General features: G+C 67.4%; 3 protein-coding genes. All 3 read right to left on the bottom strand.

The annotated features are described in order from the left end of the window. Nucleotides 1–598: 598 nt before the first annotated feature. Nucleotides 599–1,483 (bottom strand): DMT family transporter, encoded by an 885-nt coding sequence (locus WAL33_RS19435; RefSeq protein ID WP_422183404.1) that lies wholly within the window; start codon nucleotides 1,481–1,483, stop codon nucleotides 599–601. Between the two features lie 35 nt (nucleotides 1,484–1,518). After that, the gene (locus WAL33_RS19430) at nucleotides 1,519–2,406 is read right to left on the bottom strand and encodes an SDR family NAD(P)-dependent oxidoreductase (RefSeq protein WP_422183402.1); all 888 of its coding nucleotides are present in this window, start codon (nucleotides 2,404–2,406) and stop codon (nucleotides 1,519–1,521) included. Between the two features lie 130 nt (nucleotides 2,407–2,536). Then, on the bottom strand, nucleotides 2,537–3,034 hold a 498-nt coding region (locus WAL33_RS19425), incomplete at its 5' end, for a zinc-binding dehydrogenase (protein WP_422183401.1).

The following is a 3,034-nucleotide window of genomic DNA, read 5'->3' as shown; positions in this document are numbered from 1 at the left end:
GGCGGCGTCTGAGCGAAGGCGGCAGGCGCACCCATGGGCGCGATAGCCAAGGCCAAACCAGTGACGACGGCTCCTAGATAGCGCACTGACATGGGACGGATCCTAGTTAAGATTTGCCAAACCCTATAATGCGGCGTTTGCGAACACTCCAGCCTTATCTGTCTGCCGACGCCAGCAAGAAGCCAAAACCTCTCTCCCTGATGTCTCTTCGCTCAATTGGGGAGCAATTCTTAGTCAACGCGTTGGGACGGCCGGCGTGACGCTAGCCAATACCAGACACGTGACCACTTACAGTCAAGTTTGCGCTTCATTCAATTTCGCTTGAGTAAGAATTTGCGTTTTTACTCAGTGAAAGAAAATCCGATTATTTATCACTGCCACGCGTCGCAGGCGTTGTGGTCGCCCCCAACCTGCGCCCAATCGTTGGGACGCCCCACCGATCCGCCTGCTCATCGGCGCTTAGCGACCGGTTTGCGCGTCTCTATGATGCAGCGCAGCATAACATGACCCGACCGACGACGCCATCCGGCTTGCCATTGGCCGCGCCCAGCTTCGTCTCCACGCGCGGTGCCGCACGGAACTCTGAAGGACGCCAATCTTAAAGGAGGCCGGCCCGGCGTCGCCACAGCTGATGCTCGCGCCAGCTGATGAACAGGGTTGAGGCCACGACGATCGCCGCGCCGGTCAGCACCGCCGGGCTGGGTGTTTCGTGGAAGAGCACCAAGCCGGCGATCACCGCGAACACCAGGCGGGTGTAGTCGATCGGCGCCATCACCGCCGCCTCGCCCGCTTCCATGCCCTTGATGTAGCAACCCTGGGTCAGGGTGCCGATCACGCCCATCAGGGCCAGCAGCCCCAGGTCCGGCAGGTTCGGCCAGCGCCAGACGAACAGGGCCGGCGGGATCGAGAAGATCAGGCCCAGCCCCGCCGCATAGACCAGCAAGGTGAAGGGCGAGTGGTCGCGGGTCATCACCTTCATGCCGGTGATGGTCAGGGCGAACAGCAGCGCCGAGGTCAGGGCCGCCGCCTGCGGCCAGCCCAGCCAATGGGCCGCGCCGTCGGCGCCCGGCTTCAGCATGATCAGCACCCCCACGAAGCCGACTAGGGCCGCGCCGATGCGCAGCGGACCGACAGGCTCGCGCAGGACCAGCGCCGCCAGGGGCGCCAGCCACAGAGAGCGGGTGAACGACAGCGCGTTGGCGTCGGCTAGCGGCAGTTCCTGATAGGCGTAGAAAGCCAGGATCATCGCCAGCACCCCGGCGCTGGACCGGAAGATCAGGATGCCTGGCCGGGTGGTCCGCAGCGCGCCGCGCCAGTCGCGGGCCACCAGCGGCGCCAGGATGATCGCCCCGGCCAGTTGTCGGTAGAAGGTCTGGAGCGCCGCCGGATAGCCCGCGCCCAGATACTTGATCAGGGTGGTCATGGCGGTGAACAGCACCGCCGAAGCCAGCATCCACAGCGCGCCGCGCAGGTTCGGCGTCAGCCGGGCGCCGAACGCCCGTCCGGTCGCGATCAGGCTCACTGAGCCTGGGCGGCCACCATGGCCGCCCGCATCTGCTCGGCCTGTTCGGGGGTGATGCCCATGGCCGACAGCAGCGGCGAGGGGGCGTTGCGGTCCCAGGCGCTGCGGCCGCCGATCGTGATGCCGCCGTCGACCACGATGTGCGTGCCGGTGACGAACTCGGAATCGTCGCTGGCCAGGTAGAGCGCTGCGCGGGCGATGTCGTCGGGCAAGCCGGCCTTCGGAATCGGCTGGATCTTCGGCCCCACCTCGGCCACCCGGGCCGCCATCTGATCGGCGACCTCGCGCGGCAGGCCCATCGAGGCGCCGAAGATCGAGGTGGCGATCAGGCCCGGGCAGATGGCGTTGACCCGGATCTTCAGCGGCGACAATTCGGCCGCCGCGCACTTGCTCATATGGATCACCGCCGCCTTGGCGGTGGAGTAGGCCAGCGGTCCGAACCCCGCCTGCAGCCCGGCGATCGAGGCGGTGTTGATGACGCTGCCGCCGCCGCGCTCCAGCATCAGCGGCAGGGCGTGCTTCATGCCCAGCACCGGGCCGCGCAGCAGCAGGGCGAAGGTGTCGTCCCAGCCCTCGGCGGTCATGTCGGCCACGCCGTTGGGGGCGCCGCCCATGCCGGCGTTGTTGAACAGGATGTCCAGGCCGCCGAACGCGTCCCGGGCCAGCTCCACCGCGGCGGCGATCTGGCTTTCATGGGTGACGTCACAGGGGGCGAAGCGGACCTTGTCGGGGAAACGCTTCTCCAGCATCTGGCCCTTCTCTGCCTGGACATCGGCGGCGATGACCCGCGCGCCCTGGGCGACGAACAGCTCCACCGTTCCCAGCCCGATCCCCGAACACCCGCCGGTGACCACCGCAACCTTGCCGTCCAGACGTCCCGTCATGCGTAGCTCCCTTTGGTCGCGCGGCCTCTGATGGACGGGCCGCTGCGTCAGACACGTCATCCTGGCGCGGCGACGCGCGCCTGGCCAGGACTAAGTGAACAGCGTTCAGGCGCGCTCGCGGGCCGAAGGACTAGTCGTTGACGACCACGACCTTGCCCATGGCCTTGCGGCTGGCCAGGTGGGCGATGGCGTCGCCGGCCTTGGCCAGGGGGAAGCGCTCGGAGACGTAGGGCTTGATCTTGCCGGCCGCGTAGAGGGCCATCAGGTCCTTGACGTTCTGGCCGTGGCCCTTGGGATCGCGGGCCACCGAGGCGCCCCAGAACACCCCGACGATGTCGCAGGATTTCAGCAGGGTCAGGTTCAGCGGGATCTTCGGGATGCCCGACGGGAAGCCGATCACCAGGAAGCGGCCGCCCCAACCGGCTGCGCGGATGGTGGCTTCGGAATAGTCGCCGCCGACCGCGTCATAGGCCACGTCCCAGCCGTTGGGGCCGCAGGCGTCCTTGATCAGGGTCGCCAGGGCCTTCTGGCCGTCCTTGTCGAACGGACCGCGCGGATAGACCACCCCGGCGTCGGCCCCGTGCTTGATGGCCAGGTCGACCTTTTCCTGGCTGGAGCAGGCGGCGAT

It is taken from the genome of Caulobacter sp. (assembly GCF_049283275.1).
Lineage (GTDB): Bacteria > Pseudomonadota > Alphaproteobacteria > Caulobacterales > Caulobacteraceae > Caulobacter.
This window is presented reverse-complemented; position numbering and strand designations above follow the sequence as displayed.

What these genes read in the sequence shown, in the direction of transcription:
- WAL33_RS19430 (WP_422183402.1), bottom strand. Translation starts at nt 2,406, where the DNA reads ATGACGGGACGTCTGGACGGCAAGGTTGCGGTGGTCACCGGCGGGTGT.